The organism is Methylobacterium indicum (assembly GCF_001043895.1).
Taxonomy (GTDB): domain Bacteria; phylum Pseudomonadota; class Alphaproteobacteria; order Rhizobiales; family Beijerinckiaceae; genus Methylobacterium; species Methylobacterium indicum.
Map to the genome: position 1 here is coordinate 1 of NZ_JTHF01000353.1, position 7,252 is coordinate 7,252.

Consider the following 7,252-nt stretch of genomic DNA (forward strand, 5'->3'; position numbering starts at 1 on the left):
CTTCAAGGCCTCGTGCCGTTCACCGAATGGGGCAAGCGCAGCCCGGCCCAGAAGGCCCTGCTCTCCCCTCACCCGGCCTATGTCGAGCCGGATTACGTGCAGACCGTGAACGGGGTGGCCAAGCCCCGGCACGAGGCCTTGAAGGTCTACGTCGCCGAGGCGCGGTTCATCGTGCCGCGCCCGGCCGACCGGATCGACCTCAAGCGCTTCGCCACGATCCCGTTCGTGTCGCGGATGGACCCGGCGATCAAGCACAAGCCCCTGAGCCCCGCGGACGCCACCCCGACCAAGGACCCGGCCGCCGCCTTCGCCCGCCGGCCCGACCGGCCGTGGTGCGAGGCGCCCGACACGACCTGCATCGAGTCGCGCTACGATCTCGAGGGCAAGCTGCCGCTCGGCGTGAAGCTCGCCAACAAGCTCGAGGACGGCGCCAAGAAGATCGCGGAGTTCGTCTCGTTCCAGAGCGAGCTGCGGGTCCTCCCGCCCGACGAGGCCGCCAAGCTCGTCCAGCTCACCAAGATCGAGGCGCCGGTGGCCGGCGCGATGGAGCAGAACATCTTTTGGGTCAACCAGATCCTGCGGTTCGGCAAGTTCCTGGCGGTACTCCAGCCGGTGGCGAACGACCCGAACAGGACGGTGGTCACCGCCTACATGACGCTCGGCATCAAGGCGGACGTGCTCGACCGCAAGAAGGAGTACGAACGGGTCCCTGTGCTGCGCAACCTGCTGCCGGCCCAGGTGCTGATGGGCAATTCCTCGTTCAACACCGGCACTTCGATCAGCGCCGGCCTGCCGACCTACGCCCGCAACCGCATCGCCGCCTTCGCGGACGCGCTGGCGAAGGAGTGAGGCGGGGGGCGCCGGTAGGGTGGCCGGTCCGGTAACGGCCGCGACCTCGGGCTGAATTCTCCCAGCCTCCGACGGATCGGGCGCCTCCGGGGCGGTCCCGGCATCGCCGGGCCGCCGCATCCGACGGCGAACGCGCATCACTGTCGCGTTCGCCGGACCCGGTGATGCCCGAATCGTCGGACGGCGGTCCGCGAGCGGCTCCTCCGACGGGATCGCGCGGGAACGCAGCTTTCCCGTCCCGCCGGGTGCGATGCGTCGACGGGCCAAGGGGCGACGCCCCGACGGGCAACAGCGCCAATCGGCCATCGGCCTACCACTTACGGCTTGTCTGCGTTGGCGACGGGCCAAATCGTACGTCTTTTGATATTACTTGACTGTTAAATCCTGATATTTCGCCCGCTATTCACCGTCTTTGCAAGGCTTTAACCAAAAATTAACTAATTTGGGCAATAGATCGAGTCGGGTAGGAGACTAATATCGTGACGAACATGCTTGCCGTTCATGCGTGCGCTACGAGGGATCAGGCTTTCATGAGCCCGATGGACCACTGCACCGTTTCCCGCTTTTTCCTCGATCTGGAAGGAAAGGATACGACCATCTCCGACGAGGATGGTGTCGAAGCACAAGATGTCGATTATGTCGTCGCGGAAATCCAGGCAGTGATTGGCGAGAAGGATAGCGTATCCTTTATCGACCCCCGAGAGTGCTGGAACATTGCGATCCGTAACGAGAGTGGGATAATCGTCAAGCGTATTCCGATCATAAAATAGTTCAATATAACATACATATGAAAGATTTTATTAAACAATACAATAATTACCATGATCTTCTATCGACATAGCTCGTCGTTGCGTCGCGCCAGTCCCGTATCCGCGGTGCGATACGGGCAACGATCGTCGCGATGACATGGCGATCCACGGACGGACACGGCGGCGGCCTGCCGACGAAGATCTGGTCTGTCCACCGGCTTGCAGCATCAACCTCAGGCAGGCCGGCTCGTGCGGGCGGAGGGATGCGGTGCCGCGAGGGGAGCGGGCTCCGATTTGAAGAGACCGGCAGGCCGGATCGATCATGCCGGATCGATCTCCCTGGCGCCGCGGCCACCGACGAGGTGTCGCCCGATGCAGGATTCGGACGGGTCCGCCGCTGGGCCCGGCCCTTTCAGCCTGCCTGGACGGAGCCGGACGATCGTCAGGGGCGGCTGGACGGTTCGTTGGATCGGTGCCCCGGTGACGGGCCGGGCGGATATCCTCGACGCGCGATGTCGCGCGATACCCCGTCGGGTGATCGTGAGGAAGCGGGCTGTGCGCGTTCCGCTTCAGCCCGTCGCCGCCATCTCGGTCGCCTTGAAGGCGAGCTCGGTGCGATTGCGGGCATTGAGCTTCTTCATGACGTTGCGGATGTGCACCTTCACGGTGCTTTCGCACATGTTGAGTTCGTAGGCGATGATCTTGTTGGGCTTGCCCATTCGGATCCCCTCGATGACGGCGACCTGCTTGGCCGTGAAGTTGTCCTGCCAGCAGGCATCCGGGGGGCGCGCGATCTCGGGATCCTTGGCGCCGAACAGGCAGTTGGGCGGAATGTACACTTCTCCCGACAGGACCAGCCGCATCGCCGCGACGACCTGGCTCACGGTCGAGGCGGTCGGGACGTAGCCGCGGGCGCCGTGCTCGATCGTCGCCATCATCGACTTCAGGCTGCCGACCGGCGAGATCACGATGACCTGCGTCGCCCCGACTTGGTGGAGGCCGTCGAGCATGCGGCGCCGTTCCTCGATCGTCCGGTCGCAGTACAGCAGGACCAGGGCCACGGCCGGCCGATCCTCGGTCTGGCGCCAGGCTTCGACACTGGAGAGACAGATCACGCGAAATCCCGCCATCGCCAGACGAAGTGCAAGGCATTCCCGCTCGAGTGCCCGTCCGTCGATCAGCAGGATTGGCGTCCCGGCGCCCGGGTCGCCGGCGCTGAAAGTGCCCTCGGGGGAGTTCCAGGCAACTCCGTGGGCGGCTCCATCAGCCATTTCCGCTCTCCATGCGACTAGACTGTTCGGATTATGCGGTACGATCCTGCTGCCGTGAAGTGGTAATTTTCCGACATAGACTGCTGAGGCAGCTTGATCTGGATTTATCCAGGACCGAGTGAGAGCGGTGATTAAGTCAAACTAACTCATGATCCGCAATTCCTAGATACGATACTTGTCAGAATTGATGCGAATCGGCACGCTGACGTCACGTATCGCGCCAGCATGTATGTAACGATCCAGAAACATTGGGAAAAAAGACTGCATTTATTAGTTCGAAATTTACATTCTGGTCCGGACGCCTCGGTCGAGCATCCCTATCTACACTCAAGAAGATCTACGGGGAAAATAAAAGGCACCTCCATATTTGGTAAAATTGTATCATGGATAGGAAATACTGACCCTATTCATGTAAATATGGCATCAATTATTTTGATAATCAGATGTCGAAGCGGCATAAGGCCACCCTGAAAAGACAGGAAAATCTTCTTCATAAGTCAATCGAAGAATACATAGGTGCAAGTTTATCCCGGCACCGTCCGGTCTATCGCCCGTCGTCGCATCAGTCGCGAGTGCATGCGACCATGCGACGCAAGTCGTGGAAGCGCAGTCCTGTACCAGCATGACGTGCCGAAGTGGTCGAAAGTTCCCGCTCCACTCCGTCCACGGGGGCATCGGCGGACGGTTTTCACAACCAGTGTTTTTATATGTTTCGTATAATGGTTGCATGATTGCTCGGGGTGGGCGTGCTGGTCCGTCCCGCGCGATCCTTCACTGGGACGTTCGGCCGGGGATCGTGGCGGTCTCCCCGTTCACCTGGGGCAAATCCCGCGATCGTTCGGGCCGTCGTCTCTACGACCGCTGTGTCGGTGCTGCGCGCATCTGCGGGTTACCCTCGAGCCGCGCGGTCTCAAGCCACGCGGTCTCTCGGGGCCGCAATGCCCTGGTCGCCGATGCGCGGGTCGGGTTGCATCGATCGCGGATGGCGCTGGTGCCGATCGCACCGGCGGCGCTCCTGATGTCCGGCCAGGGAGGCGCGCCGGCTCGACAGACATGGCGCCTCGCGGCAAGGCTTCGTCGCAGCGCCGCTCCTCGGGGACCGGCAAAGCCGAGCCGAGTTCGGGTTTCGCAGCCGTCGCCAACTCGCCGGAGACACCGAGAGTCTCGGGCCGCCCGGACGATCGCTCCTGGACCCGTGCCCGATCGCGTTGCAACGGGCGCTGAGGTCTAGAGCGCTTCACGATCGCGTTGCCATCGCGAAGCTCTCTAAGTCTTTGTTTTGCCACATTTTCTTCGACGAACTGGCGTCCACTTCGTCGGAAAATGCTCTAGATCTCCAAATCAGACGGAAATTTCCCCGACGAAGCGGTCCCCGCTCGGTCGGACAAGGCCCTAGACGACGAGGATGTCGGACGCCGCGAGGGTCGTCGCCTTGGCGAAGGCGGTGATCTCGACCGCCCCCGTGCTTCCGGTGCCGTCCGCGTCCCAGGACAGGATCCGGGTCGTCGCGTCGTAGAGGAACTGCCCGTGATCTCCGGTGGTCGCCACTTTGCCGGAGACCAGCCAGTCCGCCGCCAGGGCGCCGGGAGCCACGCCGCCGAATCCGGAGCCCGTGATCCCGATCTTGTCGCCCTGGCTGCGGGCGAAGTCGGTGATCAGGTCGGCGCCCTCGCCGGGGGCGGAGAACAGAAAAAGGTCGGCCCCCTGCCCGCCCGTGAGCGTGTCGCGGCCGAGTCCGCCCGACAGGGTGTCGTTGCCGGCGCCGGTGACCAGGACGTTGTCGAGCCCGTTGCCCGTCGCCCGGAACGCCGCCGTGCCCGAATAGGTGAGCTTCTCGACGAACGGGGCCGCGGCGAGGTCGTAGGCGGTCAGGCCCGTCTTGATCTGGATCGTGTCGATGCCGCCGGCATCGCCGCTCGTCGGATCGCCCGGGATGCGGAATTCCGAGACGGTGTCGCCGGACGCGTCGAGGATGTAGGTGTCGTTGCCGGCCCCGCCCACCAAGAGGTCGTTGCCGGTGCCGCCGTCGAGAGTGTCGTCGCCGGTGCCGCCGACGATCAGGTTGTTCGAGGCGTTGCCCGTCCCCTTGAAGGCGCCGGTCCCGGTGAAGATCAGGTCCTCGACCTCCGTCGCGAGCTTGTAGGTCGCGAGCGCCGTCTGCACCGTGTCGTGGCCACCCCCCGCGGCCTCCGTCACGGTGTCGCCGATCCGCACCACGTAGACGTCGTCGCCCGCCCCGCCGCGCAGGGAATCCTTCACGAGGTCGTCGCCCCCGTCGAGCCGGTCGGCCCCGGCGCCCCCCGTGATGGTGTTGGCCAGCTCGTTGCCGGTGCCGGTGAACGCGCCGGTGCCGGTATAGGTCAGGTTCTCGACGTTGCTGCCGGTCAACAGGACGTAGCTCGCCAGGGCGGTCTTGATCGTGTCGGTGCCCGCATCGGCCTCCTCGATCACGACGTCGCCCGCATCGTCGACGAGATAGGTGTCGTTGCCGAGGCCCCCCCGCATCGTGTCGTGGCCGAGGCCGCCGTCGAGGATGTTGTTGCGGGCGTTGCCGACCAGCAGGTTGTCGACGGCGTTGCCGGTGGCGTTGGAGGCGGTACCGACCAGGATCAAGGCTTCGAGATGGGCGCCGAGGGTGAAGCTGACGCTGCTCTCGACGGTGTCGAAGCCGCCGTTCGGCCCCTCCACCGGCAGGTCGCGGGCGTTGTCGACGATGTAGCGGTCGTCGCCGAGCCCCCCGGTCATCGTGTCGGCCCCGGCGAGCCCGTCGAGGACGTCGTTCTCGGTCGTGCCCGTCAGCGCGTCGGCCGACGGCGTGCCGGTGACGGTGAGGCCGCCGACGTCCTCGATCGCGATGGTGAGCGCCTTGGCGAAGACGTGCCCGGCGGCGTCGGTGACCCGCACGGTGACGGTCCGGGTCGGGGTCGCCTCGTAGTCGAGGGCGGCGCCGGGGGCCACCACGAGGTCGGCGCCGCGCAGCGCGAAGGCGCCGCCGGAATCGTCGTCGAGGGCGAAGGTGAAGAGGTCGCCGGCATCCGGGTCCACGGCCGACAGGGTGCCGACCGGGGCCTCGCCGGGGCTGTTCTCGGCCACCGCCGCGTGGCTGAGGGCGAGGTCGGTCGGGGCGCTGCCGAGCGGGACCAGGATGCTGCCGTCGGCGAATTTCAGAACCTCGACGCCGACGAGGGTGTCGGTGCCCTCGTCGCCGTCCGAGGCGTCGATGTCGGTGATCGAGGCGCGCCCCGCGCTCAAGGTGAGCCGGTAGCCGGATTTCAGCCCGGCGAAGACCGCCGTGTCGGTGCCGAGGCCGCCGTCGATCAGGTCGTTGCCGAGGCCGCCGGTCAGGCTGTCGTTGCCGAGCCCGCCGAGGAGGGTGTCGTTGCCCGCGTCCCCCTTCAGGGAGTTGTTGCCGTCGTTGCCGGTGATCGCGTTCGCCAGCTCGTTGCCGAAGCCGGCGATATCCGCGGAGCCGGTGAGGATCAGGTTCTCGACGTTGCTCTTGAGGGTGAAGGTCACCGGGCTGACGACGGTGTCGATGCCCTCGTTCGCCTTCTCGATCACGAGGTCGCCGGTGAGGCCGACCGCCGTGGTGTCGACGTAGTAGGTATCGTTGCCCGCGCCTCCTTCCAGCCGGTCGGAGCCCGCACCGCCGTCGAGGACGTCGTCGCCCGCGCCGCCCTTGATCCAGTCGTCGAGGGCACCGCCGTAGACCGTGTCGTTGCCCGCCCCGGCATCGAAGGCGCGGGCCGGGTCGAATCCGGCGGCGGCCGCCGCCGCCGTGGTCCCGGCGAGCCGGACGACGTCGTCGCCGAGCTGGCCGTCGTACTGCGTGCCGTCGAGGTAGTCGCCCGCCCGCACGGTCGAGAAGTCGATGGTGTCGGCGCTGTTGGTGAACAGGCCGTTGGGAATGTTGACGATGTAGGTCCCGTCGAGGAACTTCAGCACCTCGACGTTGTGGAGGAGGTCGGTGCCCTCGTCGGTGCCGTCGGCGACGTTGAGGTCCGTGATGGTGACGGTGCCGCCGACATCGCTGATCCGGTAATCCGCCATCCGCCCGGCATAGAGCGCGGTGTCGCGCCCGAGCCCGCCGTCGAGGGTGTCGTTGCCGAGCCCGCCCCGCATCTGGTCGTCGCCCCCCATGCCGATGAGGACGTCGTCCCCCGCATTGGCGTTGAGGATGTTGGCGGCGTCGTTGCCGGTCAGGACGTTGGCGAGCTCGTTGCCGGTCCCGTTGATCGCGTCGGGGCCGACGAGCGTCAGGTTCTCCACGTTGCTCTTGAGGGTGAAGGTCACCGTGCTGATCACGGTGTCGATGCCCTCGTTCGGCTTCTCGACCACGAGGTCGCCGGTGGTGCCGACCGCCGTGGTGTCGACGTAGTAGGT

The 7,252-nt window shown here is 65.4% G+C and carries 4 protein-coding genes; 2 read left to right on the forward strand and 2 right to left on the reverse strand.

Annotated features, from left to right (window positions below; translation table 11 throughout):
- Together QR78_RS29790 and QR78_RS29795 are read left to right on the forward strand one after the other, a co-directional pair.
- The coding region (locus QR78_RS29790; protein WP_048431245.1) for a hypothetical protein at positions 1 to 849 on the forward strand (849 nt) is incomplete at its 5' end.
- A gap of 488 nt (positions 850 to 1,337) precedes the next feature.
- The gene (locus QR78_RS29795; RefSeq protein WP_053221162.1) at positions 1,338 to 1,619 is read left to right on the forward strand and encodes a DUF6894 family protein; all 282 of its coding nucleotides are present in this window, start codon (positions 1,338 to 1,340) and stop codon (positions 1,617 to 1,619) included.
- Between the two features lie 548 nt (positions 1,620 to 2,167).
- Here the strand turns inward: QR78_RS29795 and QR78_RS29800 are convergent.
- On the reverse strand, positions 2,168 to 2,869 hold the full coding sequence (locus tag QR78_RS29800; RefSeq protein ID WP_082171665.1) for a response regulator transcription factor: 702 nt from the start codon (positions 2,867 to 2,869) through the stop codon (positions 2,168 to 2,170).
- Positions 2,870 to 4,261: 1,392 nt separating this feature from the next.
- Positions 4,262 to 7,252 (reverse strand): beta strand repeat-containing protein (locus QR78_RS36560; protein WP_483127858.1); only part of this gene is annotated, 2,991 nt, incomplete at its 5' end.